The sequence below is a fragment of the Pseudomonas sp. 58 R 3 genome (genome assembly GCF_900006605.1).
GTDB lineage: Bacteria > Pseudomonadota > Gammaproteobacteria > Pseudomonadales > Pseudomonadaceae > Aquipseudomonas > Aquipseudomonas salomonii.
Genome location: NZ_CVTT01000038.1, coordinates 1 through 26,326 on the forward strand (window position 1 = coordinate 1; position 26,326 = coordinate 26,326).

The window sequence follows — 26,326 nt, forward strand, 5'->3', positions numbered from 1 at the left end:
TGTCCAGTCCTGACATAGGTTTACACCTATTTCAGCCTCAAAACGCCCGATGCACCGCATCGGGCGTTTTGTATTTCAGCGATAGATGTGGCCGCTCACTGTTATAGATATGCACGGATTGATCCACCATTCGCGCGGCTTCAGCCGCATCTTTGGGCCGATGCAAGAGAAACTCGGTTTTCAAAATCCCGTTCACTCGTTCGGCCAAAGCATTTTGGTAGCAGTCGTAACCATCGGTCATAGAACACCGGATACCGTGCTTTACATGCAGCCGCTGATAAAGCTCGGAGCAGTATTGGATGCCTCGATCTGAGTGATGAACAAGGTTTTGCTCTGTTTTTCTGCACTTGAGGGCTTTACTGAATGCCTGAATCACAGACTCCGTGTGCAAGCTTTCGTGAACATGATGCCCCACGATCTTCCGAGAGTAGGCGTCAGTCACCAAGCTCAGATAGGCCACGCCCGTTTGAGTGGGCAAGTAGGTGATATCGGCTACCCAAACTTGTTCTGGCGCCGTAGCAACTACCTGTGATGGCCCTTCTTTGAGCAGGTTGGGGTGCCTGTGAAAGCGATGATGACTGTTTGTCGTTTTGTGATAGGCCCGCTTTCGAGGAACCAACTCTCTGCGATCCCGCAAAATGTCGAAAAGGCAGTCTCGACCAACCTTTACCGGGGCTTCGGGCTCGCTATGCATGAGGTTATGAAGCTTTCGGGTTCCAAGCCTAGGTTGTCTGAGGCGCTTTTCGTGCACGAACCCCATAACCTTCTGAGCCTGGAGGGCTCGAGCATTACATGCTCGAATGCGTTTGTAATATGCCTGGCGGGATATCCCGATGAACTGGCAAGCCCGGCTGATACTCAGGTCTTGGACTTTCCTTTGGGAGAGGGCTTGCCGGATCGCTTTTTTACGACAGAGACACCAAAGTCATTCTTGAGTACATCAACAACGGCTTCGAAAAACTGAGCTTTCTGATTGGCTTGAGCGAGTTGCTCTTCAAGCTCTTTGATTCGCTGTTCGGGCGTCAGCGGCTTGTCGGGCTCATCCATGGAACGGGATCTCTTGGTACGAATGGACGCGCTTTGACTCCAGTTCTGTCGACCATGCCTGCGTAGCCAGTTCAACACCGTAGATTTGCCCTGGATGCCGTAGCGCTCTTGAGCCTCTTTATAACTCAACTCGCCTTTTTCGACCTGATCGACGACTGACAATTTAAAGGTCAGCGAGTAGTCACGCTGACTGCGCCTTTTTCCTGAATTCATTACGCCTTCCTGAGATTGGGTCAGAAGGTGTAAACCTTATTCAGGACGGGACATGGGCAATAAAAAGGGCGCCGTGCAGTCAATGCACGGCGCCCTTTTTTGTGGCTGGCGATTACATCAGTCGATGTATTCGAACACTTTCACGATCTTCTGCACGCCCGACACGCCCTGGACCAGGTTGGCCGCTCGGGTGGCTTCTGCCTGGGTCAGCAGGCCCATCATGTAGACGATGCCATTATCGGTGACGATCTTGATGCGCGAGCCGGGTACACCGCTGTCGGTGAGCATCTGCGCCTTGATCTTGGTGGTCAGCAGCGCATCGTTGCTGATGGCCAGCAGGGTGATCGGGTCCATGACCTGCAGCTCGTTGTGGACCTTCTTGACCCGCTGAACCGTCGAGGCGGCTTGTTCGGCCTGGGCCTTGAGGTCGGCACGCGGCGTCTGCCCGGCCAGCAGTACCACGCCGTTGAAGCTGGTGACCACAATGCGCGAGGCGCCGTTGCCCAGGTCGGTAGCAGCCTTGGCGACGTTGACCTTGACCTTGGTTTCGATCAGCGAATCATCGATGGTGCTGCCGAATGTGCGTGTGCCCCGGTCATCCTGAATGGGTGTGTCACGTGTCGCAGTGATTGCCGTGCTGCAGCCGCTGATGGCGAGGCACAGCGTAATGGCCAAAAGGCTGAGGCGGTTAACGGTCATTCTTCACTCCCGAACAGTTGGCTGTCGATCAGATCGCACAGGCAGTGGATCGCCAGCAGGTGGACTTCTTGAATGCGTGCAGTGACGTTGGCCGGAACGCGGATCTCCACGTCCTCAGGCAACAACAGCGAGGCCATGCCGCCGCCGTCGCGCCCGGTCAAGGCTACGACAATCATTTCGCGGTCATGTGCGGCCTGGATCGCTTGAATAATGTTCGCCGAGTTGCCGCTGGTGGAAATCGCCAGCAATACATCGCCGGGTTGGCCCAGGGCGCGGATCTGCTTGGAGAAGATTTCGTTGTAGCTGTAATCGTTGGCGATCGAGGTGATCGTCGACGAGTCGGTGGTCAGGGCGATGGCCGGCAGGCTCGGGCGCTCGCGCTCGAAGCGGTTGAGCAGCTCGGAGGAGAAGTGCTGGGCATCACCGGCCGAACCGCCGTTGCCGCACGAAAGCATTTTGCCCTCGTTGAGCAAGGCATTGACCATGACCTGACTGGCTTGCTCGATGTGCGGTGCAAGTACGTCCATCGCCTGTTGCTTGGTGTCGATGCTGGCCTGGAAAAGCTGGCGAATTCGGGATTGCATGTCCATCTGTGTGACCTTAAGTAGCGCGGCTGTTTGGCACAGAAATGTGCAGCCCGCAAAGCAAAGAGCAAAAGTGTGTGGTGAAGATATCCGGGCAATCAGCTGTCGAAGGCATTTTTGAGCCAGTTCAAATCAGTTGGGCCTGCCGGTGTGCTTTCCATGGCAACCACATCGAAACGGCAAGGGCTGTCAGCCCAGCGATGCTCTTTTTGCAGGAAAAACTGCGCGGCGAGTATCAGCTTCTGACGCTTGCGCCCGTCGATACTGGCGAGCGCGCCACCCCATTGTGCGTGTTTTCTGTAGCGGACTTCGACGAATACTACTGTATCGCCGTCAAGCATGACCAGATCAAGCTCACCGCGTTTACATAACCAGTTCTGCGCCAGAAGGCGCAGACCCTGTTGTTGCAGATAGTTCAGAGCTTGCTGTTCGGCATCCTTGCCGCTTTGTGCGCTGGACCGCTCGGGCATCAGCGCGGGGTGTCCGGCAGGCGTTGAATCTCGCCACCGACGAATTTCGCCCATGGCATCTGGCGGTCGACACGCTGGTAGGCGCCGATGCCCAGGTTGCCCGACAGGCCGTCAATGCGAGTGTCCGGCAGTGCCTTGAGTTGGCCCAGGCGCGGTGCCAGGCGGTAGGCGTCCACGCCCATCGCATACAGGCGGCCAAGGCTGCCATTGGCTTGCGGCCATTGCGCGGCAACCTGGTTGCGCAGCGGGTCGGTGGTGTTGAGCAGCCATGGGGTTTCGCAGAACATCACGTTTGTCATGTCCAGGTACTGGTTTTTGTCGCCGCTGGCGCTGAACACGTGGGACGTCGCATACACAGGCACATCACCGGCGTACTGGAAGTTCAGGGTTGGTTTGATCTGCTGGGCCAGTTGCGGGGTTACAGCCAGGAAAATGAACTCGATGTCCTGGCGGCGCGAAGGTTGCGCGGCGACGTCGGTGCCGACGGTGCTTTGCAGGCTTTTGGCGCGGCCTTCGCTTTTACGCAATTGGAACAGGTCGGCAATCTGCTGGGCGAGGGCCACCGGCTGATCGACGTACTCGACGCCCACCACGGTGCCGCCGTTGGCTTCCCAGTCCTGACGGAAGGCTTTATAGACACGCTCACCCCATTCGCCACGGGGCACCATGGCGGCGGCGCGGTGCAGGCCGTCGGCACGGGCGCGACGCGAGACTTCGCGGGCTTCGTCTTCGGCGGCCAGGCCGAACTGGAACAGTTGCGGCGGGTTTTCGTTAAGTTCGCTGTAGTTGAGGCCCAGGGTGGTGATCGGCAATTGCCCACGGGAGGCGAGCTGCTTGACCAGGGGTTTCTCCAGCGGGCCGACCACCAGTTGCACACCGGCGGCCTTGGCCTTGGCATAGAAGTCGTCCAGGGAGGTCAGGCGCGAGCTGTCATAGAACTCGATGACCGGCGGCTTCTGTCCGGCTTGTTCAGCCTGGAAATGCGCGGCCATGAAGCCTTCGCGCAGCGCCTTGCCGACCGCCGACAATGGGCCTTCCTGCGGCAGCAGCAATGCGATTTTGGTCAACGGCTGGCTGGCCAGCTCCTTGAGCTTGGTCAGCGGGGTCGGCAGGTTGACTGCCGCCGGGTGGCCTGGGTTCTGCGCGCGCCAGGTATCAATGGCGGCTTGCTGTTGCTCCAGGGTGCCGGCGCCCTTGATGGCCTGGGCCAGGGTGATCCAGCCGTCGAGGGTCGGGTTGCCGCTGGCTTGCAGTTGCTCTGCAGGCAGCGCGGCGACCAGCGCCCAGATGGCTTCGTGGTTGTCCTTGGCGGCATCGCCCGTCAGCAAGGGCGCCATGGCGACCCGCTCACGCGCGGCAGCCAGGGTCTGGCCATCGGCTTCATAGGCGCGTGCATGCACGCTGCCGGTTCGCACCTGCTGGTCAGCCGGCAGCTCTTTGAGGCTTTGCAGGCTGGGGTGGTTCAGGGCGGCCAGCGCCGCTTTGGGCTGATTGCGCGCCATGGCCAGTTCCGCGGCCAGGGTGCTGGCAAACACTTGGGCGGCCGGCTTCAGGACATCCAGGGGCACCTGCGCAAGAATCTGCGACGAACGGCCAGGGTTGTTCTGGTGGTAGGCCAGGTCTGCCGCACTCAGGCGCAACATCGCGGCCTTTTCTGGCGTACTGGCGTTGGTGGCCTGTTCGAGCAGTTGCTCGATACTGGCATCCGGGGTCCGGGGGAGGTCGCCAAGGCTGGACGAGGGCGAGCTGGCGCACGCGGCCAGTAAGGCAGCGAGGCAGAGGGCGGAGAGCAGCCGCAGGCAAGCGATCATGTAAGTGTTCCTGATACCGATCAAATTAGCGTGGAATTGTACCCAAGCACTGGCCCAGGCGCGATGTTACTGGCGTGAAACCATCGATTTAGGTCGTGTAAATGTTGCGAGCCGGCATCGATGGCCGACCTCGAGGGCATATTATCGAGGCGCCTACGCGCTACAATGCGACTTTTCCTTACCATCGAGGTGTGCGTTTTGACTGCTCCAGGTCCTTTGAATTCCACTGCAGGCTCGCTTTTTGTCGTGGCGACGCCCATTGGCAACCTGGACGACATCAGTGCTCGGGCGCTGAAAGTGTTGCGCGACGTAAAATTGATCGCGGCTGAAGACACACGGCACTCCCAGCGTTTGATGCAGCATTTTGGTATCAGCACGCCATTAGCCGCGTGCCATGAGCATAACGAACGCGAAGAAGGCAGCCGTTTTATCACGCGCTTGCTGGCGGGCGACGATGTGGCGTTGATCTCGGATGCCGGCACTCCGTTGATTTCCGACCCTGGCTACCACCTGGTCCGCCAGGCGCGTGCCGCTGGTATCAATGTAGTGCCAGTTCCGGGAGCGTGCGCGCTGATTGCGGCATTATCGGCTGCCGGGTTGCCGTCGGACCGTTTTATCTTCGAAGGTTTCCTGCCCGCCAAGGCGGTTGGGCGCCGTGCGCGCCTGCAAGCGTTGAAGGAAGAGCCGCGTACCTTGATCTTTTACGAGGCACCGCATCGCATTCTCGAGTGCTTGCAGGACATGGAGCTGGTGTTCGGCGGCGAACGCCTGGCGTTGTTGGCCCGGGAGCTGACCAAGACCTTTGAGACCCTCAAGGGCTTGCCACTGGAAGAGCTCAGGGCGTTCGTCGAGGGCGACAGCAACCAGCAGCGCGGTGAGTGTGTGGTGCTGGTGGCCGGCTGGACCGCACCGGAAAATGAAGACGCGGTGGGCAGCGAGGCCATGCGTATTCTCGATTTATTGCTTAAAGAGATGCCCCTAAAGCGTGCGGCAGCCCTGGCGGCTGAAATTACCGGCTTGCGTAAGAATGTGCTGTATCAAGTCGCGCTCGATAAGCAGAAGGCCGAATAGTTCCGGGGTTAAACCGGTATCCCGTCCGAACGTGATGGCATTGCTGCACTTTTAATACTTGTCCTGAAGCCGTCGTGCCGTTAACCTGCGCGGCGGAGAGTCGATTGGACAGTCGCTGCCCTCTATGAAAATTAGGGGGGGGAGGAAAGTCCGGGCTCCATAGGGCGAAGTGCCAGGTAATGCCTGGGAGGCGTGAGCCTACGGAAAGTGCCACAGAAAATAACCGCCTAAGCACTTCGGTGCCGGTAAGGGTGAAAAGGTGCGGTAAGAGCGCACCGCACGTCTGGCAACAGTTCGTGGCTAGGTAAACCCCACTTGGAGCAAGACCAAATAGGGTCCCAAGGCGTGGCCCGCGCTGGGACCGGGTAGGTTGCTAAAGATGTCCAGTGATGGCCATCGTAGACGAATGACTGTTCAAGACAGAACCCGGCTTATAGATCGACTCTCCACCTTTTTTCCTTCTGTCCGAGTCTCGTACAGAAACCTGGTAGTAACGCAAGAATCCCTCCCTGCCAAATCATTGGCAGATGCATCTTCGTAATACCAAAAAAATCTTACTCTTAATAAATCACTTTAACTTTAAGCCATAGCTCCATGAGCTATTTGCGGTTGTTGAGTCAAAAACAACGCTGAACTCGCGTTTCTCCTCCTTTTACGCTCCTAAATCTCCGTTCTGTAAGGCTTTTCCTTGAATCCGTGCCTTGACGGTGTGGTGGGCGCATTCCTATAGTGTGCGCAAGTGGCGGAAAGTGGCACAAAGTGGGTTTTTTGAACGTAAAACGCTAAAATTTGGAGAAACGCATCTGTGTTTCGCGGAGCTAACGCTATCAGTCTCGATGCAAAAGGCCGTCTCGCCATGCCGAGCCGGTATCGTGACGAGCTCATTTCGCGAAGTTCAGGCCAGTTAATCATCACGATTGACGCCGTTGACCCTTGTTTGTGTGTTTACCCCCTCGATGAGTGGGAGTTGATCGAAACCAAGTTGCGCGCTCTGCCTTCGTTGCGTGAAGAAAACCGCCGCCTCCAGCGTCTGCTGATAGGTAATGCCGTCGACCTTGAACTCGATGGCAGTGGTCGTTTCCTGGTGCCTCCGCGCTTGCGCGAGTACGCCAAGCTGGATAAGCGCGCAATGCTGGTGGGCCAACTGAACAAGTTCCAATTGTGGGACGAAGATGCCTGGGATGCTGTTTCTGCAGCAGACCTGGCTGCTATTCAACAACCGGGCGCTATGCCTGATGAACTGCGTGATTTGATCCTGTGACTATTGATAGCGGCTTTAACCACATCACCGTACTGCTTGACGAAGCCGTTGAGGCTCTCGCCGTACGCGCGGATGGCTGCTATGTGGATGGCACCTTCGGCAGGGGCGGGCACAGCCGGTTGATACTCAGCCAGCTCGGGTCCGACGGTAAACTCCTCGGGTTTGACAAAGACCCTCAAGCGATTGCCACCGGGCAAGCGCTAGCGGCCGAAGACGGCCGCTTTGTCGTTGTGCAGCGCAGCTTTGCCGAGTTGGGTGCCGAAGTCGCCGAGCGCGGCATGGCAGGCAAGGTGGCCGGGGTTTTGCTCGACCTGGGCGTATCTTCGCCACAGCTTGACGACCCCGAGCGCGGCTTCAGTTTCATGAACGACGGTCCGCTCGACATGCGCATGGACCCGACCCGTGGCATCAGCGCTGCGCAGTTCATCGCCACTGCGCCCCATGAAGAAATCACCCGCGTGTTCAAGGAATACGGTGAAGAACGCTTCGCCGGCCGTATGGCCCGTGCCGTGGTCGAGCGCCGTGAAATCCAGCCGTTCGAGCGCACCGCCGACCTGGCTGAAGTGCTCAAGGTCGCGAACCCTGCGTGGGAAAAGGGCAAGAACCCGGCGACCCGTGCGTTCCAGGGCCTGCGCATTCACGTCAATAACGAATTGGGCGATCTGGAAGCCGGCCTCGAAGCCGCACTGGACGCCCTGGAAGTGGGTGGTCGCCTGGTGGTGATCAGCTTCCACTCCCTGGAAGACCGCATCGTCAAACTGTTCATGCGTCGTTTGGTCAAGGGCGAGTCCGATAACCTGCCGCGCAACCTGCCGGTGCGTTTCGAGGCCTTTGTGCCGAAAATCAAAATCCATGGCAAAGCGCAGTTCGCCTCCGAAGCCGAACTCAAGGCCAACCCGCGTTCCCGTAGCGCCGTTATGCGCGTCGCGGAGAAGCTGCGGTGAGCAAGCTTTTCGCCAAGCCCCTCCCGGGCGGCAGCTTCTTTATGTTGCTGCTGTTTGTCGGCGTCCTGGTGTCCGCGATTGCGGTGTCTTACAGCGCCCACTACAACCGTCAACTGCTCAACACCCTGTACGGGGAATTGAGTGTGCGTGATAAAGCGCAGGCGGAATGGGGCCGGTTGATTCTTGAGCAAAGCACCTGGACGGCCCATAGCCGCATCGAAACGCTCGCCACCGAGCAGTTGAAAATGCACATCCCTGGCGCAGCTGAAGTGCGGATGGTGGCGCCATGATGAAACTCGAAGGTGCACTCTATCCGTGGCGCTTCCGCCTGATGCTCGGCATCCTGGCCCTGATGGCCGGCGCGATTGCCTGGCGGATTATCGACCTGCAAGTGATCGACCGCGACTTCCTGATCGGCGAGGGTAACGCCCGTAGCCTGCGGCATATCCCGATTCCTGCGCACCGCGGCCTGATCACCGACCGTAACGGCGAGCCTCTGGCCGTGAGTACGCCGGTGACCACCCTGTGGGCCAATGCCAAGGAACTGCAAACCGCCAAGGACAAATGGCCTGAGCTGGCTGCCGCGCTGGGCCAGGACCCTAAAGCCTTGAGCGAGCGCCTGGAAGCCCAGGCCAACAAAGAATTCATCTACCTGGTGCGTGGGCTGACGCCCGAGCAGGGCCAGCAAGTGCTCGACCTTAAAGTCCCCGGTGTCTATGGCATCGAGGAGTTTCGTCGTTTCTACCCGGCCGGTGAAACCACCGCGCATATGGTTGGCTTCACCGACATTGATGACCACGGCCGTGAAGGTGTGGAGCTGGCTTACGACGAATGGCTGGCCGGCGTGCCCGGCAAACGGCAGGTCATCAAGGATCGACGCGGCAGACTGATCAAAGATGTCCAGGTGACCAAAAACGCCAAGGCCGGCAAGCCCTTGGCGTTGTCGATTGACCTGCGTCTGCAGTACCTGGCCAACCGCGAGCTGCGCAACGCGATCATCGAGAACGGCGCCAAGGCCGGTAGCCTGGTGATCATGGACGTCAAGACCGGCGAGATTCTCGCCATGGTCAACCAGCCGACCTACAACCCGAACAACCGTCGCAACCTGCAACCGGCGATGATGCGTAACCGCGCCATGATCGACGTGTTCGAGCCGGGTTCGACCATGAAAGCCATCTCCATGAGTGCCGCCCTGGAAACCGGGCGCTGGAAGCCGACCGACAAGGTCGAGGTTTACCCAGGCACCTTGCAGTTGGGCAAATACACCATTCGTGACGTGTCCCGCAGCGAAGGTCCGGTGCTGGATCTGACAGGTATCCTGATCAACTCCAGTAACGTCGGCATGAGTAAGGTTGCCTTCGATATCGGCGGCGAGACCATCTATCACCTGGCGCAAAAAATCGGTTTGGGCCAACCCACCGGCCTGGATTTCCCAGGCGAACGCGTGGGCAACCTGCCGAACTACCGCGACTGGAAAAAAGCCGAGACTGCCACGCTCTCCTACGGCTACGGCCTGTCGGTCACCGCGATCCAGCTGGCCCACGCTTTCTCTGTATTGGCCAATAATGGCCGAATGGTTCCGCTGAGCTTGATCCACATCGACGAAGCGCCGAAAGCCACCCAGGTGATCCCGGAAAACGTCGCCAAGACCATGCAAGGCATGCTGCAACAAGTGATCGAAGCTCCGCGCGGTGTGTTCCGGGCGCAGGTGCCGGCTTATCACGTGGCCGGCAAGTCCGGTACTGCACGTAAGACCTCGGTCGGTACCAAGGGCTACGCCGAAAACTCTTACCGCTCGCTGTTCGCTGGCTTCGGCCCGATGAGCGATCCGCGCTTCGCCATCGTCGTAGTGATTGATGAACCCAGCAAGGCCGGCTACTTCGGCGGCCTGGTATCGGCGCCGGTGTTCAGCAAAGTGATGTCCGGCACCCTGCGCCTGATGAACATCACGCCGGATAACCTGCCGCCGACTCAACAAGCGAACGCCGGGCCACCGGCCGCAGCTGTCAAAGCCAATGGAGGGCGCGGCTGATGTCTCTTAGCCTGAACAAGATTTTTGCCCACGCCGGACGCGATCTGCTGATTCGTGAGCTGAGCCTGGACAGCCGTAATGTACGCGCCGGTGACCTGTTCCTGGCGGTGCCGGGCGGCAAGCTCGATGGCCGTGCGCACATCGCCGATGCCCTGCAACGTGGCGCGGCCGCCGTGGCTTATGAAGTGGATGGCGCCACCGTGCTGCCGATCACCGATGTGCCATTGATTCCGGTCAAGGGCCTGGCTGCACAGCTGTCGGACATCGCCGGGCGTTTTTATGGTGACCCGAGCCGTCAGTTGAACCTGATCGGCGTGACCGGCACCAACGGCAAGACCAGCGTGACCCAATTGGTCGCGCAGGCACTCGACCTGCTGGGCCAGCATTGCGGTATTGTCGGCACCCTGGGCACTGGTTTTTACGGATCGCTGCAAAGCGGCCTGCACACCACACCGAACCCGATCGCCGTGCAAGCGACCCTGGCCGACCTGAAAAAGGCCGGTGCCAAGGCGGTGGCCATGGAAGTCTCATCCCACGGCCTGGACCAGGGCCGCGTGACGGCCTTGGCGTTTGACGTGGCGGTGATGACCAACCTGTCTCGCGACCACCTCGACTACCACGGCACCATGGAGGCGTACGCCGCCGCCAAGGCCAAGCTGTTCGCCTGGAATGACTTGAAGTGCCGGGTGGTCAACCTGGATGACGCCTTCGGCCGCCAACTGGCTGCCGACGACAGCGAAGCACGCCTGATCACTTACAGCCTGGAAGACGCCAGCGCGTATCTGTATTGCCGCGAAGCCCAATTTAATGACGAAGGCGTGCTCGCCACGCTGGTCACGCCCCAGGGCGAACATCACTTGCGCAGCACCTTGCTCGGGCGTTTCAACCTGAGCAACGTGCTGGCGGCTGTTGGTGCATTGCTTGGCCTGGACTACGCCCTGGACGAAATCCTGCGGGTACTGCCCAAGCTCGAAGGCCCGGCCGGTCGCATGCAGCGTTTGGGTGGCGGTTCACAGCCGCTGGTGGTGGTCGATTACGCCCACACCCCGGACGCGCTGGAAAAAGTCCTCGAAGCCCTGCGCCCACACACCAAAGGCAAATTGCTCTGCCTGTTCGGCTGCGGCGGTGACCGTGATCGCGGCAAGCGCCCGCTGATGGCTGAAATCGTCGAGCGCCTGGCCGATGGCGTGCTCGTCACCGACGACAACCCGCGCAGCGAAGACCCGCGCCAGATTTTCGACGACATCCGTGTCGGCTTTAAAGACGCCACCAAGGTCACCTTCGTTGCTGGTCGCGGCGCCGCCATTGCCCAATTGATCGCCAGCGCCAGTGCTGACGACGTGGTGGTGCTGGCCGGTAAAGGTCACGAGGACTATCAGGAAATCAACGGCGAACGCCATGCCTTCTCTGATCTGGTCGAGGCTGATCACGCCTTGACTGCCTGGGAGGTCGCCCATGCTTAAGGCGATGACGTTCAGCGAACTGACCCAGGCCTTGTCGGCCCGCGTAGTGTCGAGCGATTGCAGCTTCGACGGCGTCAGTATCGACAGTCGTAACATCAAGCCGGGGCAACTGTTTGTTGCACTGGCCGGCCCGCGTTTCGATGGGCACGACTACCTGAACGAAGTCGCCGCCAAAGGTGCCGTGGGGGCCTTGGTGCAGCGTGAAGTCACGGACTCGACGCTGCCGCAATTGCTGGTTGCCGATACCCGTCTGGCCCTCGGCCAGTTGGGCGCGCTGAACCGTGCCGCATTTGATAAGCCGGTTGCGGCCATCACCGGCTCCAGCGGCAAAACCACGGTCAAGGAACTGCTCGCCGGCGTGTTGCGCACGCGCGGGCCGGTACTCGCCACCCGTGGCAACCTGAACAATGATTTCGGCGCGCCGCTGACCTTGCTCGAACTGGCCCCGGAACACACGGCGGCGGTCATCGAGCTGGGCGCTTCGCGCGTCGGCGAAATCGCTTACACCGTGGCGCTGACCAAGCCTCACGTGGCGATTATCAACAACGCCGGTACCGCTCACGTGGGCGAGTTCGGTGGCCCGGAGAAAATCGTCGAAGCCAAGGGCGAGATTCTCGAAGGCCTGGATGCCTTGGGCACGGCTGTATTGAACCTCGACGACAAGGCCTTCGAGACCTGGCGTGTACGCGCCGCCGGTCGCAAGGTGCTGACGTTTGCCGTGCTCAACGCCGCCGCTGATTTTCACGCAGCCGACATCACCGTCGACGCCCGTGGTTGCCCGTCCTTCACCTTGCACACACCGCAAGGCAGCGAGCACGTGCAACTGAACCTGCTGGGCAACCATAACGTCGCCAATGCCTTGGCCGCCGCCGCTGCCGCCTGCGCCCTGGGCGTATCGCTGTTCGGTATCGCCACCGGCCTGGGCGCGGTGCAGCCGGTCAAGGGCCGCACCGTGGCGCAACTGGCGACCAACGGCATGCGTGTGATTGATGACACCTACAACGCCAACCAGTCTTCCATCTGCGCCGCTATCGACCTGCTTAAAAGCTTCGCCGGGCGCAAGGTGCTGGTGCTGGGCGATATCGCTGAGCTGGGCGACTGGGCCGAGCAGTCCCACCGCGAAGTCGGCGCCTACGCGAGCGGCAAAGTCGACGCGCTGTACGCCGTTGGCCCGAACATGGCCCACGCCGTTGACACCTTCGGCCTCGGCGCGCGGCATTTCGCTACCCAGGCCGAGCTGATCCAGGCGCTGGCGGCGGCTGAACACGACAAACAAACAACCATTTTGATCAAGGGATCGCGCAGCGCGGTGATGGAAAACGTCGTCGCGGCCTTGTGTGGCTCAAGTACGGAGAAACATTAATGCTGCTGCTGCTGGCTGAGTATCTGCAACAGTTCCACAAAGGCTTCGCGGTCTTTCAGTACCTGACCCTGCGCGGGATCCTGGGTGTGCTGACTGCGCTGTCTTTGTCGCTGTTCCTGGGGCCGTGGATGATCCGCACCCTGCAGAACCTGCAAATTGGTCAATCGGTTCGTAATGACGGCCCGCAGTCGCACCTGTCCAAATCCGGCACCCCGACCATGGGCGGTGCGCTGATCCTGTCTTCCATCGGCATCAGCACCTTGCTGTGGGCCGACCTGCATAACCGCTATGTGTGGACCGTGCTGCTGGTGACCCTGTTGTTCGGTGCGATCGGCTGGGTCGATGACTACCGCAAAGTGATCGAGAAAAACTCCAAGGGTTTGCCCAGCCGCTGGAAGTACTTCTGGCAGTCGGTGTTTGGCCTTGGCGCCGCGATCTTCCTGTACATGACCGCGCCAAGCGCCGTCGAAACCACCTTGATCATTCCGATGCTCAAGGACGCCAGCATTCCACTGGGCGTTGGCTTTGTGGTGCTGACCTACTTCGTGATCGTCGGCTCCAGCAACGCGGTGAACCTGACCGATGGTCTCGACGGTCTGGCAATCATGCCGACCGTGATGGTCGGTGGTGCGCTGGGTATCTTCTGCTACCTGTCGGGTAACGTGAAATTCGCTGAATACCTGCTGATTCCGTATGTACCGGGCGCGGGTGAGTTGATTGTGTTCTGCGGCGCGCTGATCGGCGCGGGCCTTGGCTTCCTGTGGTTCAACACCTATCCCGCACAAGTCTTTATGGGCGACGTCGGCGCGCTGGCGCTGGGCGCAGCCTTGGGCACCATCGCGGTGATCGTCCGCCAGGAAATCGTGCTGTTCATCATGGGCGGTGTGTTCGTGATGGAAACCCTGTCGGTGGTCATCCAGGTGGCTTCCTTCAAATTGACCGGGCGTCGTGTGTTCCGCATGGCGCCGATTCACCACCACTTTGAACTCAAGGGCTGGCCCGAGCCACGTGTGATTGTCCGCTTCTGGATCATCACCGTGATTCTGGTACTGGTCGGCCTTGCCACCCTGAAACTGAGGTAGAAACGAGTGTCCCTGATCGCTTCAGACCACTTCCGCATCGTTGTCGGCCTCGGCAAGAGCGGCATGTCCCTGGTTCGCTTCCTGGCGAACCGGGGCACGTCGTTTGCCGTGGCCGATACGCGGGAAAATCCACCGGAGCTGGTCACGCTGCGCCGTGACTACCCGCACGTGGAAGTGCGTTGTGGCGAGCTGGATGTCGAGTTTCTATGCCGTGCCGACGAGCTCTACGTGAGCCCCGGCCTGGCCTTGGCGACACCGGCCCTGCAAGCCGCTGCGGCCCGTGGCGTGAAGCTGTCCGGCGACATCGACCTGTTTGCGCGTCACGCGAAGGCACCGATCGTGGCCATCAGCGGCTCCAACGCGAAAAGCACCGTGACCACCCTGGTCGGCGAAATGGCGGCTGCGGCCGGCAAGCGCGTGGCCGTGGGCGGCAACCTCGGCACGCCGGCGCTGGACCTGCTCAGTGACGATGTCGAGTTGTACGTGATGGAGCTGTCGAGCTTCCAGCTTGAAACCACCCACGACCTGGGGGCTGAAGTCGCCACCGTGTTGAACGTGAGTGAAGACCACATGGACCGCTACAGTGGCCTGCCGGCGTACCACTTGGCCAAGCACCGGATTTTCCGCGGTGCCAGGCAATTTGTGGTCAACCGCCAGGATGCCCTGAGCCGTCCGCTGATGGGCGAAGGCATGCCTTGCTGGACCTTTGGCCTGGGCAAACCTGATTTCAAAGCCTTCGGCATTCGTGAAGAGAACGGCGAGAAATACCTGGCCTTCGAATTCCAGAACCTGATGCCGGTGCGCGAGCTGAAAATCCGTGGCGCGCACAACCAATCCAATGCCTTGGCGGCCTTGGCGTTGGGTCACACCGTCGGCCTGCCATTTGATGCGATGCTCTCGAGCCTGCGCACCTTCGGCGGCCTCGAGCATCGCTGCCAGTGGGTGCGCGACCTCAATGGCGTGAGCTACTACAACGATTCCAAGGCCACCAACGTGGGGGCCGCACTGGCAGCCATCGAAGGGCTTGGCGCTGATATCGACGGCAAGCTTGTGCTGATCGCCGGTGGCGACGGCAAGGGTGCCGACTTCAAAGACCTTAAAGGCCCGGTGGCTGCACATTGCCGCGCCGTGGTGCTGATCGGCCGTGACTCGGACCTGATCGCCGCCGCGTTGGGCGACGCTGTACCGCAGGTGCGCGCCACCTCGCTGGACGATGCGATTGCCCACTGCAAGGCCCTGACTCAGCCGGGGGATGCGGTGCTGCTGTCGCCGGCGTGCGCCAGTTTCGACATGTTCAAGAACTACGAAGAGCGCGGCCAGCTGTTCGCTCGCGCCGTGGAGGCCTTGGCATGAATTTCAGAAATATCATTAAGCCGTACCCATCGCCGATCATCACCGGTCGTGGTATCGACCTTGATTTCCCGATGCTCGCCGGCTGCCTGGCGCTGCTGGGCCTGGGGCTGGTCATGATCACCTCCGCGTCCTCGGAAGTGGCCGCGGTGCAGTCGGGCAACACCCTGTACATGATGATCCGTCACCTGGTGTACCTGGTGATTGGCCTCGGCGCCTGCATCGTCACCATGATGATCCCCATCGCCACCTGGCAGCGCCTGGGTTGGATGATGCTGATCGGCGCGTTTGGTTTGCTGATTATGGTGATCCTGCCCGGCATCGGCCGTGAGGTGAACGGTTCGATGCGCTGGATCGGCTTCGGTGCGTTTAACGTGCAGCCGTCGGAAATTGCCAAGGTGTTCGTGGTGATCTACCTCGCCGGTTACCTGGTGCGTCGCCAGAAGGAAGTGCGCGAAAGCTGGATGGGCTTCTTCAAGCCGTTCATCGTGCTGCTGCCCATGGCTGGCCTGTTGCTGATGGAGCCCGACTTCGGTGCCACCGTCGTAATGATGGGCGCGGCGGCAGCCATGCTGTTCCTCGGCGGTGTGGGCTTGTTCCGGTTCGCCATGATGGTGGTGTTGGCGGTGGTCGCGGTTTACCTGCTGGTGGAAGCGCAACCGTACCGTATGGCGCGCCTGATTACCTTTACCGACCCCTGGTCCGATCAGTTCGGTTCCGGCTACCAGTTGACCCAGGCGCTGATCGCCTTTGGTCGCGGCGGCTGGCTGGGTGTGGGGCTGGGCAATAGCGTGCAGAAGCAGTTTTACCTGCCGGAAGCGCATACCGACTTCGTGTTCTCCGTGCTTGCCGAAGAACTGGGTGCTGTGGGTTCGCTGTGCACCGTTGCACTGTTCATGTTCGTCTGTGTGCGGGCGCTTTACATCGGTCTGTGGGCCGAGAAAGCCAAGCAGTTTTTCGCAGCCTATGTCGCCTACGGCCTGGCGTTTTTGTGGATCGGTCAAGTGCTGATCAACATCGGGGTAAACATCGGTCGCTTGCCGACCAAGGGTTTGACCCTGCCGTTTCTCAGCTACGGCGGCAGCTCGTTGGTTATCTGCTGCGTGTGCCTGGGCTTGCTGCTGCGCATCGAGTGGGAGAGCCGTACTCACCTTGGCAGCGAAGAGATGGAATTCAGCGAGAGCGATTTTGCCGAGGAGCCGAACCATGGGCGCTAACGTGCTGATCATGGCGGGCGGCACCGGGGGCCATGTGTTCCCGGCCCTGGCGTGCGCGCGTGAATTCCAGAACCGTGGCTACACCGTGCATTGGCTCGGTACGCCACGTGGCATCGAAAACGAATTGGTCCCCAATGCCGGCTTGCCGCTGCACTTGATCAACGTCACCGGCTTGCGTGGCAAGGGCAAGTTGTCCCTGCTCAAGGCACCGTTCGTGTTGCTCAAGGCGGTGTGGCAGGCGCACAAAGTGATTCGTGAGTTGAAGCCGGTGTGCGTGCTCGGTTTCGGTGGTTATGTGACCGGCCCGGGTGGTGTTGCCGCCAAGCTCGCCGGCGTACCGGTGATCGTGCACGAACAGAACGCCGTCGCCGGTACGGCCAACCGCCTGCTGGTGCCGTTGGCCAGCCGGGTGTGCGAGGCGTTCCCGAAGACCTTCGGCGCCTCGGACAAATTGCGTACCACCGGTAACCCGGTGCGCACCGAACTGTTCATGGCCATTGCTCGTCAGGCGCTGGAAGGGCGCAAGCCGCACTTGCTGATCCTGGGCGGAAGCCTGGGCGCCGAACCGCTGAACAAATTGCTGCCCGAAGCCCTGGCGCTGGTGCCCGTGGACCTGCGTCCCGAGGTGTTCCACCAGGCCGGTAAAAACCACGATGAAATCACCGCTGCCCGCTATCGCGAGGCCGGTGTCGAGGCGAACGTACAGCCTTTCATCAAAGACATGGCCCATGCCTATGGCTGGGCCGACCTGGTGGTCTGTCGCGCTGGTGCGCTGACCGTCAGTGAACTGGCCGCCGCCGGTCTGCCGTCCTTGCTGGTGCCTTTGCCCCACGCCATCGACGATCACCAGACCCGCAACGCCGAATATTTGGCCGGGGAGGGTGCTGCCTTCCTGCTGCCGCAAAGAACGACTGGCGCCGCCGATTTGGCCGCACGCCTGACCGAGGTTTTGATGCAACCGGAACGACTCAACAGCATGGCGAGCACCGCAAGCCGCCTGGCTAAACCTGACGCAACCCGCACCGTGGTCGATATCTGCCTGGAGGTGGCCCATGGTTGAGAATCAGAAAGCCATGCCGCAGCCCGAAATGCGCCGCATCCGTCGTATCCACTTCGTCGGCATCGGCGGCGTGGGTATGTGCGGGATTGCCGAAGTACTGCTGAACCTGGGCTACCAGGTGTCCGGCTCGGACTTGAAAGAGTCGCCGGTCACTGATCGCCTCAAGTCTTTTGGCGCGCAGATTTTCATCGGCCACCGCGCCGAGAACGCCGCCGAGGCTGACGTGCTGGTGGTGTCCAGCGCCGTGAACACCTCCAACCCGGAAGTGGCCACCGCTCTTGAACGCCGTATTCCAGTGGTGCCACGCGCCGAGATGCTGGCCGAGCTGATGCGCTATCGCCATGGCATTGCCGTGGCCGGTACGCACGGCAAAACCACCACCACCAGCCTGATCGCCTCGGTGTTCGCCGCCGGTGGCCTGGACCCGACCTTCGTGATTGGTGGCCGCCTGAATGCAGCCGGCACCAATGCCCAGCTCGGCACCAGCCGTTACCTGATCGCCGAAGCCGATGAAAGTGATGCGAGCTTCCTGCACCTGCAGCCGCTGGTCGCTGTGGTGACCAACATCGACGAAGACCACATGGCCACCTACGACGGTGACTTCAACAAGTTGAAGAAAACCTTCGTCGAGTTCCTGCACAACCTGCCGTTCTACGGTTTGGCCGTGGTGTGCCTGGACGATCCGGTGGTGCGTGAGATCCTGCCATCGGTCAAACGCCCAACCGTGACCTACGGCTTCAGCGAAGACGCCGACGTGCGCGCGATCAATGTGCGCCAGGAAGGCATGCAAACCTTCTTCACCGTGCTGCGCCCTGACCGCGAGCCGTTGGACGTGTCGGTGAACATGCCGGGCAATCACAACGTATTGAACTCGCTGGCGACCATCTGCATTGCTTCCGATGAAGGCGTCAGCGATGAGGCTATCGTCGAAGGCCTGTCGCGTTTTGCCGGTGTTGGTCGGCGCTTCCAGGTCTACGGCCAACTGCCGGTAGAAGGCGGCGACGTGATGCTGGTGGACGACTACGGTCACCACCCGACCGAAGTGGCTGCGGTGATCAAAGCCGTGCGCGGTGGCTGGCCGGAGCGTCGCCTGGTGATGGTGTACCAGCCGCATCGCTACAGCCGCACACGCGACCTGTACGACGACTTTGTCAATGTATTGGCCGATGCCAACGTGCTGCTGCTGATGGAAGTTTACCCGGCCGGTGAAGAGCCGATTCCGGGCGCCGACAGCCGCAAGCTGTGCAACAGCATCCGTCAGCGCGGCCAGTTGGACCCGATCTACATCGAACGCGGTGTGGACCTGGCGCCGATCGTCAAGCCGCTGCTGCGTGCCGGTGACATTCTGCTGTGCCAGGGCGCCGGAGATATCGGTGGCCTTGCGCCCAAGCTGCTCGCCAGCCCGCTGTTTGCGGCGGCGAAGGGGAAGTCGAAATGATCACTGACTACGGCTCCCTGTTCTCGACCATCACGCCTGCCGACTTCGGCCGTGTGGCCGTGTTGTTCGGCGGTAAAAGCGCTGAGCGCGAGGTCTCGCTCAAGTCCGGCAATGCCGTGCTCCAAGCGCTGCAAAGCGCCGGCGTAAATGCATTCGGAATCGATGTGGGCGACGATTTCCTCGCCCGCTTGCAGGCCGAGAAGATCGACCGTGCCTTCATCATTCTGCACGGCCGTGGCGGTGAAGACGGCAGCATGCAAGGCTTGCTGGAGTGCCTGGGCATTCCTTACACCGGCAGCGGCATCCTCGCGTCGGCACTGGCCATGGACAAGTTGCGCACCAAGCAGGTGTGGCACAGCCTGGGTATTCCAACCCCGCGTCACAGCGTGCTGTGCAGCGAAGACGATTGTATTTCTGCAGCCAAGGAACTGGGCCTGCCTTTGATCGTCAAACCTGCCCATGAAGGCTCCAGTATCGGCATGGCCAAAGTGAACTCGGCCGCTGAATTGATCGACGCATGGAAAGCGGCAAGTACCTACGATTCGCAAGTGTTGGTGGAACAGTGGATCCAGGGTCCCGAGTACACCATCGCCACCCTGCGTGGCCAGGTATTGCCACCTATCGCATTGGGCACGCCCCACACTTTTTACGACTACGACGCCAAGTACGTGGCTTCCGATACTCAGTACCGGATCCCGTGTGGCCTCGACGCAACCAAGGAACAGGAATTGATGGACCTCACGGCGAAAGCCTGTGAGGCACTGGGTATCGCCGGTTGGGCGCGGGCAGACGTGATGCAGGATGACCAAGGGCATTTCTGGTTCCTTGAAGTCAACACCGCTCCGGGCATGACCGATCACAGCCTGGTACCTATGGCAGCCCGTGCTGCCGGTCTGGACTTCCAGCAGTTGGTGCTGGCGATCCTGGCCGCAAGCATTGAGCCAAGAGGCTAACCCCATGAACGGCGCATCGCTTCGTCATCAGCCACCTCCAGTGCCCAGCCGCAAGCCGGTGCCCCGAGGTGCCAGCCGAATGGTGGCTAAAGAGCCGATGTCGGCGCGCCTGCCGAAAGCCAACTTTGGTTTTCTTAAAGCGCTGTTCTGGCCGGTATTGCTGGTGGCGTTGGGCTTCGGCACTTACGAGGGCGCACAACGCCTGTTGCCGTATGCCGACCGGCCGATCACCAAGATCAGCGTGCAGGGCGACTTGAGCTACATCAGCCAGCAAGCGGTACAGCAGCGCATCGGCCCGTACCTGGCGGCGAGCTTCTTTACCATCGACCTGGCGGGCATGCGCGCAGAGCTGGAACAGATGCCGTGGATCGCCCACGCCGAAGTCCGCCGTGTATGGCCGGACCAGGTGACGATTCGCCTGGAAGAACAACTGCCCGTGGCCCGTTGGGGCGATGGCGCGCTGTTGAACAACCAGGGCCAGGCGTTTGCGCCGCGTGAAGTGGCCAACTATGAGCACCTGCCGCAGCTGTTCGGGCCGCAGCGGGCGCAGCAGCAAGTGATGCAGCAGTATCAGGCGTTGAGCCAGATGCTGCGGCCACTGGGTTTCTCCATCGCACGCCTGGAACTGCGTGAGCGGGGCAGCTGGTTTTTGACCACCGGGGCAGGCAGTTCCGGCCCGGGCATCGAGTTGTTGCTGGGACGCGACCGCTTGGTGGAAAAGATGCGCCGCTTTATTGCCATCTATGACAAGACCTTGAAAGAACAGATTACGAACATTGCGAGCGTCGACCTGCGTTACGCCAACGGCCTGGCCGTCGGCTGGCGTGAACCAGCTGCGCCGACGACAGCCAAACCCGCTGTCGCGAAGAATTAAGAAGAGGCAGGACCCATGGCAAACGTGCAAAGCGGAAAAATGATCGTCGGTCTCGATATCGGCACCTCCAAAGTGGTGGCGCTGGTCGGCGAGGTCGGGGAAGACGGTGTGATCGAAATCGTCGGTATCGGCACGCATCCGTCCCGGGGCCTGAAGAAAGGCGTGGTGGTGAACATCGAGTCCACCGTGCAGTCGATCCAGCGCGCCATTGAAGAAGCGCAGCTGATGGCCGGTTGCCGGATTCACTCGGCGTTCGTCGGCGTGGCCGGCAACCATATCCGCAGCCTGAACTCCCACGGCATCGTGGCGATTCGCGACCGTGAAGTCAGCTCGGCCGACCTTGAGCGCGTACTCGACGCTGCCCAGGCCGTGGCGATCCCGGCTGACCAGCGCGTGCTGCACACCCTGCCGCAGGACTACGTGATCGATAACCAGGAAGGCGTGCGCGAGCCGCTGGGCATGTCGGGCGTACGCCTGGAAGCCAAGGTTCACGTGGTGACCTGCGCCGTCAACGCCGCACAGAACATTGAGAAATGCGTGCGCCGCTGCGGCCTCGAAATCGACGACATTATTCTTGAGCAGTTGGCCTCGGCCTACTCCGTACTCACCGACGACGAAAAAGAGCTGGGCGTGTGCCTGGTCGACATCGGCGGCGGCACCACCGACATCGCGATCTTCACCGAAGGTGCGATCCGTCACACCGCCGTGATCCCGATTGCCGGCGACCAGGTCACCAACGACATCGCCATGGCGCTGCGGACACCGACCCAGTACGCCGAAGAAATCAAGATCCGCTACGCCTGCGCCCTGGCCAAACTGGCCGGCGCCGGTGAAACCATCAAGGTGCCGAGCGTGGGCGACCGTCCACCGCGCGAACTGTCGCGCCAGGCCCTGGCCGAAGTGGTCGAGCCACGCTACGACGAGCTGTTCACCCTGATCCAGGCTGAACTGCGCCGCAGCGGCTACGAAGATTTGATCCCGGCCGGGATCGTGCTGACCGGTGGCACCTCGAAGATGGAAGGCGCGGTCGAACTGGCCGAGGAAATCTTCCACATGCCCGTGCGCCTGGGCGTGCCCCATGGCGTCAAAGGCCTGGGCGACGTGGTGCGCAACCCGATTTATTCCACCGGTGTGGGCTTGCTGTTGTACGGGCTGCAAAAGCAGACCGACGGCATTTCCCTGTCGGGCCCGAGCATCCGTGACAGCTACCGTGGCGGCGACGACGAAGCCAAAGCGCCGTTGTTCGAGCGGCTGCAGGCTTGGGTAAAAGGCAATTTCTAAAGATTTACCGCAACACCGCAGTCAGTAGTAGGCGAAAAAACTAGAGAAAACGAAAGGAGAGGGAACATGTTCGAACTCGTAGACAACATCCCCGCAAGCCCGGTTATCAAAGTAATCGGTGTTGGCGGTGGCGGCGGCAACGCTGTCAATCACATGGTCAAGAGCAACATTGAAGGCGTTGAATTCATCTGCGCCAACACTGATGCCCAGGCGCTGAAAAGCATCGGCGCGCGGACCATCCTGCAATTGGGCACAGCGGTGACCAAAGGCCTCGGCGCTGGCGCCAACCCGGAAGTCGGCCGTCAAGCCGCGCTGGAAGACCGCGAGCGTATTGCTGAAGTGCTGCAAGGCACCAACATGGTGTTCATCACCACCGGCATGGGCGGCGGTACCGGTACCGGTGCAGCCCCGATCATTGCCGAAGTGGCCAAGGAAATGGGAATTCTGACCGTTGCTGTGGTGACGCGTCCGTTCCCGTTCGAAGGTCGCAAGCGTATGCAGATCGCCGACGAAGGTATCCGTCTGCTGTCTGAAAGCGTCGACTCGTTGATCACCATTCCCAACGAGAAGCTGCTGACCATCCTGGGCAAGGACGCCAGCCTGCTGTCCGCGTTCGCCAAGGCTGACGATGTACTGGCCGGTGCCGTTCGCGGTATCTCCGACATCATCAAGCGCCCAGGCATGATCAACGTCGACTTTGCCGACGTGCGTACCGTGATGAGCGAAATGGGCATGGCGATGATGGGCACTGGCTGCGCCAGCGGTCCGAACCGTGCACGCGAAGCCACTGAAGCGGCGATCCGCAACCCGTTGCTCGAAGACGTGAACCTGCAAGGTGCACGCGGCATCCTGGTGAATATCACCGCCGGCCCTGACCTGTCCCTGGGTGAGTACTCCGACGTGGGTAGCATCATCGAAGCCTTCGCTTCCGAGCACGCGATGGTCAAAGTCGGTACCGTTATTGATCCGGACATGCGCGATGAGCTGCACGTGACCGTGGTTGCGACCGGCCTGGGCGCAAAAATCGAGAAGCCTGTGAAGGTCATCGACAATACCGTTCATACCAGCCACAACAGCCACGCCAGCCAGCAAGCTGCCGCTCCAGCGCCTGCGCGCCAGGAACTGCCGTCTGTGAACTACCGTGACCTGGACCGTCCGACCGTGATGCGCAACCAGGCTCAGGCCGGTGCTGCGGCGTCCCGTAGCCTGAACCCGCAGGATGATCTGGACTACCTGGACATTCCGGCATTCTTGCGTCGTCAGGCCGATTAATGGAATGTATCAGGGCTATGAAGGTGATTGGTGTTCAGCAAAGGTCTGGTCTGCTATTATCGCCAGCCTTTGTTGATACCAGTTCGCAATTTGCGCTGAAGCGGTCCAAGCCATGATTAAACAACGCACCCTGAAGAATATTATCCGTGCCACAGGTGTAGGTCTGCACTCCGGGGAGAAGGTATACCTGACTCTCAAACCTGCACCTGTCGACACCGGCATCGTGTTTGTTCGTGCCGACCTGGACCCTGTGGTGCAGATTCCTGCTCGCGCGGAAAATGTTGGCGAAACCACGATGTCGACCACGTTGGTCAACGGTGACGTCAAAGTGGACACGGTGGAGCACTTGCTCTCGGCCATGGCTGGCCTGGGCATCGATAACGCCTACGTCGAGCTCTCCGCGTCCGAAGTCCCCATCATGGATGGCAGCGCTGGACCCTTCGTATTCTTGATTCAATCTGCCGGCCTGGAAGAACAGGACGCAGCCAAGAAGTTCATTCGCATTCTGCGGGAAGTGACAGTAGAAGACGGCGACAAGCGCGCCACCTTCGTTCCGTTCGAAGGCTTTAAAGTGAGCTTTGAGATCGATTTCGATCACCCGGTATTCCGTGACCGCACCCAAAGTGCAAGCGTGGATTTTTCCAGCACTTCGTTTGTAAAAGAAGTCAGCCGCGCCCGTACCTTTGGTTTCATGAGTGACATCGAGTACCTGCGCAAGCACAACCTCGCACTCGGCGGCAGCGTTGAAAACGCCATTGTGGTCGACGCGGATGGTGTACTGAACGAAGACGGCCTTCGCTATGAAGACGAATTCGTGAAGCACAAGATCCTCGATGCAATCGGTGACCTCTACCTGCTGGGCAATAGCCTGATAGGCGAGTTCAAAGGCTTCAAGTCGGGCCACGCCCTTAACAACCAGCTGCTGCGCAAGTTGATTGAGCAGACAGACGCTTGGGAAGTCGTGACCTTCGAAGATGCCAGCACCGCACCGATCTCTTACATGCGTCCCGTTGCGGCGGTGTAAGTAACAACTCTCTTTCTTTAGTTTTGAAAGGCCACCTTCGGGTGGCCTTTTTTTATGCCGATCGTTCCCACGCCCCGAGCGCCGATCGTTCCCACGCTCCGAGCGCCGATCGTTCCCACGCTCCGCGTGGGAATGCAGCCCTGGACGCTCCGCGTCCCAAAGCGTGACGCAGAGCGTCAGGAGAGGCATCCCCACGCGGAGCGTGGGAACGATCAGGTCTAGCGGGCTGCGGCCTCGACGATGCGATTACGCCCGGTGTGCTTGGCCTCATACAACGCCTGATCTGCATTGAGCAGCAAGTCCTCAAGTGCCATGCGGCTGCGTTTTTGCCACGTGCCCATGCCGATGCTCACCGTGATCGGCCCGTCGGCACCGGCCACCCGTGGCAAATGCTCGACGCTGCTGCGGATATGTTCGGCAATCAACCAGGCGCCCTTGGCGTCGGTATGCGGCAGCACCACCGCAAACTCTTCGCCACCGTAGCGCGCCGCCAGGTCAGCCGGTCGGCGGATGTTGTCTTCGATGACTTGGGCGACTGCACGCAAGGCTTCATCACCGCCGTGATGGCCATGCAGGTCATTGAAGTCCTTGAAGTGATCCACGTCGATCATCAGCAGGCTCAGCGGCTCGGTCGAGCGTTGTGCGCGGTCCCATTCCAGGCGCAGGCGCTGGTCCAGGGTGCGGCGGTTGGCAAGGCCGGTGAGGGCGTCGGTGGCTGCCAGTTCTGACAGCACTTGCTCGGCCCGATGGCGGCGGCGCAGCTCCTTGCTCAGCATCCAGGTGAGCCACAACAGGCCGATGCACAACACGCCCGTGGCCATACTGACCAGCCACGCTGCACGCCGCCATGGGGCAAACACTTCATCGCTGGACAACGCCACCGCGACAATCAACGGCAAGGTGCCCACGTTCGAGAAACTATACAGCCGTGGCTGGTTGTCGACGCTGGAGACGCCACGAAAGCTGCCATCGCGTTCGCGCAGCATGCGCGCGACATTGGGGCGTTGGCTCAAGTCCTTGTCGATCATGTCCGCTTCCAGCAGCGGTTGTTGCGCCAGCAGGATGCCTTGGTGGTTGATCAGGTTGATGGTGCCGTTGCTTCCGATGTTCAGGCCGCTGAACAACTGTTTGAAGTACGACAGACGCATTGAGGCCACCGCCACGCCCAGAAAGCGCCCGTCCGGGGATGACACGCGGCGGCTGAATGCGATGCGCCACCGGTCATCGCACACGCAACGGGCCAGGAAGGGGCGGCTGATATACAGCCCCAGCTCAGGGTTTCTGCGGTGTGCCTGAAAATAGTCGCGATCAGCGAAGTTACCGGTCTTGGGGGTGAGCAGTGAGGAGTCGGCGATCACTTCACCACTGGGGTCCAGCAGCAGAATGTCACCCTTGAAGGGGGCGGCGGCCGAGCGATCGAACAGCACCAGGTGGCGGATACTGGCGGACACACCCTGCAGGTCGCTGCGTTCGGTGGCGGCGATCAGGCCCTTGAGGGCCATGTCGTAGAGTTCGACGTTGCGCAGTACATCGGCGTCGATCAGTTGGGTGATGTTATTGGCGGTACGCTTGGCGGTCTGTAAGGTGTTGGCATGTTCGCGAATCAGCAGCGCGGTGACGATCGCCACGATCAGGAACACGGTGAGGCAACTGCCCAGAATCAACAAGCGTTCCGGGCGACGGGTGGGTCGGTTGAGACTTGGGCTCATCGGGCGTACTTCTGCTTCGAGGATGCCAATAGCGTAGTAGGCAAACGCAGGTTCGGTGTGGGAGCTGGCTTGCCTGCGATAGCATCGCTGCGGTGTTGCAGATGTACC

At 60.6% G+C, this 26,326-nt stretch carries 23 protein-coding genes and 1 other RNA gene; 18 read left to right on the forward strand and 6 right to left on the reverse strand.

The window, feature by feature from the left end; all coding sequences use genetic code 11:
- Positions 1-37: 37 nt before the first annotated feature.
- From BFP92_RS05800 to BFP92_RS05825, 5 genes are all read right to left on the reverse strand, one after another.
- A protein-coding gene (locus BFP92_RS05800; protein WP_122527355.1) for an IS3 family transposase occupies positions 38-1,260 on the reverse strand; the annotation gives its coding sequence in 2 pieces (ribosomal slippage) (positions 38-909 and positions 909-1,260; 1,224 coding nt in all).
- A 117-nt stretch (positions 1,261-1,377) separates the two neighbouring features.
- Positions 1,378-1,959 (reverse strand): BON domain-containing protein, encoded by a 582-nt coding sequence (locus BFP92_RS05810; RefSeq protein WP_017138196.1) that lies wholly within the window; start codon positions 1,957-1,959, stop codon positions 1,378-1,380.
- Complete coding sequence (locus tag BFP92_RS05815) at positions 1,956-2,549, reverse strand: phosphoheptose isomerase (RefSeq protein WP_007904374.1); 594 nt, start codon at positions 2,547-2,549, stop codon at positions 1,956-1,958. The genes BFP92_RS05810 and BFP92_RS05815 overlap by 4 nt, the downstream gene beginning before the upstream one ends.
- A 92-nt stretch (positions 2,550-2,641) precedes the next feature.
- On the reverse strand, positions 2,642-3,013 hold the full coding sequence (locus tag BFP92_RS05820) for a YraN family protein (RefSeq protein WP_065912497.1): 372 nt from the start codon (positions 3,011-3,013) through the stop codon (positions 2,642-2,644).
- On the reverse strand, positions 3,013-4,824 hold the full coding sequence (locus tag BFP92_RS05825) for a penicillin-binding protein activator (RefSeq protein ID WP_065912499.1): 1,812 nt from the start codon (positions 4,822-4,824) through the stop codon (positions 3,013-3,015). The genes BFP92_RS05820 and BFP92_RS05825 overlap by 1 nt, the downstream gene beginning before the upstream one ends.
- A 165-nt stretch (positions 4,825-4,989) precedes the next feature.
- Here BFP92_RS05825 and rsmI point away from each other — a divergent pair, with 165 nt between their 5' ends.
- From rsmI to lpxC, 18 genes are all read left to right on the forward strand, one after another.
- Positions 4,990-5,895: a 16S rRNA (cytidine(1402)-2'-O)-methyltransferase gene (gene rsmI, locus BFP92_RS05830; RefSeq protein ID WP_017138193.1), complete on the forward strand. Its 906-nt coding sequence runs from the start codon at positions 4,990-4,992 to the stop codon at positions 5,893-5,895.
- Positions 5,896-5,991: 96 nt separating this feature from the next.
- Positions 5,992-6,345, forward strand: an RNA gene (gene rnpB / locus BFP92_RS05835) — RNase P RNA component class A.
- A gap of 355 nt (positions 6,346-6,700) precedes the next feature.
- On the forward strand, positions 6,701-7,156 hold the full coding sequence (gene mraZ / locus BFP92_RS05840; RefSeq protein ID WP_003171868.1) for a division/cell wall cluster transcriptional repressor MraZ: 456 nt from the start codon (positions 6,701-6,703) through the stop codon (positions 7,154-7,156).
- Positions 7,157-7,158: 2 nt separating this feature from the next.
- Complete coding sequence (gene rsmH, locus BFP92_RS05845) at positions 7,159-8,100, forward strand: 16S rRNA (cytosine(1402)-N(4))-methyltransferase RsmH (RefSeq protein WP_085985981.1); 942 nt, start codon at positions 7,159-7,161, stop codon at positions 8,098-8,100.
- Positions 8,097-8,390, forward strand: coding sequence for a cell division protein FtsL (ftsL, locus tag BFP92_RS05850; RefSeq protein ID WP_056858984.1), 294 nt, complete (start codon positions 8,097-8,099; stop codon positions 8,388-8,390). Before rsmH ends, ftsL begins: the two co-directional genes overlap by 4 nt.
- On the forward strand, positions 8,390-10,132 hold the full coding sequence (locus BFP92_RS05855; RefSeq protein ID WP_163005432.1) for a peptidoglycan D,D-transpeptidase FtsI family protein: 1,743 nt from the start codon (positions 8,390-8,392) through the stop codon (positions 10,130-10,132). The genes ftsL and BFP92_RS05855 overlap by 1 nt, the downstream gene beginning before the upstream one ends.
- The gene (locus BFP92_RS05860) at positions 10,132-11,595 is read left to right on the forward strand and encodes a UDP-N-acetylmuramoyl-L-alanyl-D-glutamate--2,6-diaminopimelate ligase (protein WP_065912503.1); all 1,464 of its coding nucleotides are present in this window, start codon (positions 10,132-10,134) and stop codon (positions 11,593-11,595) included. The genes BFP92_RS05855 and BFP92_RS05860 overlap by 1 nt, the downstream gene beginning before the upstream one ends.
- Positions 11,588-12,958: a UDP-N-acetylmuramoyl-tripeptide--D-alanyl-D-alanine ligase gene (gene murF, locus BFP92_RS05865; RefSeq protein ID WP_065912506.1), complete on the forward strand. Its 1,371-nt coding sequence runs from the start codon at positions 11,588-11,590 to the stop codon at positions 12,956-12,958. Before BFP92_RS05860 ends, murF begins: the two co-directional genes overlap by 8 nt.
- Positions 12,958-14,040, forward strand: coding sequence for a phospho-N-acetylmuramoyl-pentapeptide-transferase (mraY, locus tag BFP92_RS05870; protein WP_017138188.1), 1,083 nt, complete (start codon positions 12,958-12,960; stop codon positions 14,038-14,040). The genes murF and mraY overlap by 1 nt, the downstream gene beginning before the upstream one ends.
- Positions 14,041-14,046: 6 nt before the next feature.
- A complete protein-coding gene (murD, locus tag BFP92_RS05875; protein ID WP_065912508.1) occupies positions 14,047-15,393 on the forward strand; it encodes a UDP-N-acetylmuramoyl-L-alanine--D-glutamate ligase in 1,347 nt (448 codons plus the stop codon).
- Positions 15,390-16,607, forward strand: a complete 1,218-nt coding sequence (ftsW, locus tag BFP92_RS05880) for a putative lipid II flippase FtsW (protein ID WP_065912510.1) — start codon at positions 15,390-15,392, stop codon at positions 16,605-16,607. The genes murD and ftsW overlap by 4 nt, the downstream gene beginning before the upstream one ends.
- Entirely contained in the window at positions 16,597-17,667 is a 1,071-nt protein-coding gene (gene murG, locus BFP92_RS05885; RefSeq protein WP_065912512.1) for an undecaprenyldiphospho-muramoylpentapeptide beta-N-acetylglucosaminyltransferase, read from the forward strand. The genes ftsW and murG overlap by 11 nt, the downstream gene beginning before the upstream one ends.
- On the forward strand, positions 17,660-19,105 hold the full coding sequence (gene murC / locus BFP92_RS05890) for a UDP-N-acetylmuramate--L-alanine ligase (protein ID WP_065912514.1): 1,446 nt from the start codon (positions 17,660-17,662) through the stop codon (positions 19,103-19,105). The genes murG and murC overlap by 8 nt, the downstream gene beginning before the upstream one ends.
- Positions 19,102-20,058: a D-alanine--D-alanine ligase gene (locus BFP92_RS05895; RefSeq protein WP_065912517.1), complete on the forward strand. Its 957-nt coding sequence runs from the start codon at positions 19,102-19,104 to the stop codon at positions 20,056-20,058. Before murC ends, BFP92_RS05895 begins: the two co-directional genes overlap by 4 nt.
- 4 nt (positions 20,059-20,062) lie before the next feature.
- Entirely contained in the window at positions 20,063-20,932 is an 870-nt protein-coding gene (locus tag BFP92_RS05900; RefSeq protein ID WP_065912523.1) for a cell division protein FtsQ/DivIB, read from the forward strand.
- A gap of 15 nt (positions 20,933-20,947) precedes the next feature.
- A complete protein-coding gene (gene ftsA / locus BFP92_RS05905; protein WP_017138181.1) occupies positions 20,948-22,213 on the forward strand; it encodes a cell division protein FtsA in 1,266 nt (421 codons plus the stop codon).
- 66 nt (positions 22,214-22,279) lie between these two features.
- Entirely contained in the window at positions 22,280-23,485 is a 1,206-nt protein-coding gene (ftsZ, locus tag BFP92_RS05910; protein WP_056858975.1) for a cell division protein FtsZ, read from the forward strand.
- Positions 23,486-23,597: 112 nt separating this feature from the next.
- Positions 23,598-24,509 (forward strand): UDP-3-O-acyl-N-acetylglucosamine deacetylase, encoded by a 912-nt coding sequence (gene lpxC / locus BFP92_RS05915; RefSeq protein ID WP_003171886.1) that lies wholly within the window; start codon positions 23,598-23,600, stop codon positions 24,507-24,509.
- Between the two features lie 218 nt (positions 24,510-24,727).
- Here lpxC and BFP92_RS05920 read toward each other — a convergent pair whose 3' ends face one another.
- On the reverse strand, positions 24,728-26,218 hold the full coding sequence (locus BFP92_RS05920; RefSeq protein WP_065912528.1) for a diguanylate cyclase: 1,491 nt from the start codon (positions 26,216-26,218) through the stop codon (positions 24,728-24,730).
- Positions 26,219-26,326: the final 108 nt, after the last annotated feature.